Below are 259 nucleotides of genomic sequence, written 5' to 3' on the forward strand. Positions count from 1 at the left end.
CGACCAGGCCGAGACGCTGCTGATGCGGCTGAACCGCGGCGCGGGGGTGGCGGGGCTGGCGGCGATCCGCCCGTGGCGGTTCGACGGCGACGTGGCGGTGCTGCGCCCGCTGCTGGGCTGGCGCCGGGCGGAATTGCGCTTGGTGGCGCAGGCGGCGGCCATGCCGTTCGTGGACGATCCGTCGAACGACGATCCGCGCCACGACCGGACGCGGATGCGCGCGCTGCTGGCCGCCACCCCGGCGTTGGACCCGGTGCGG

General features: G+C 76.8%; 1 protein-coding gene. It reads left to right on the plus strand.

Features of this window, described 5'->3' with window-relative positions:
- Positions 1-259, plus strand: a 259-nt coding sequence (locus tag CVH10_RS21990) for an ATP-binding protein (RefSeq protein ID WP_369335964.1), incomplete at both ends; no start/stop codon positions are given.

It is taken from the genome of Halomonas sp. ND22Bw (assembly GCF_003011945.1).
Classification (GTDB): domain Bacteria; phylum Pseudomonadota; class Gammaproteobacteria; order Pseudomonadales; family Halomonadaceae; genus Halomonas; species Halomonas halophila.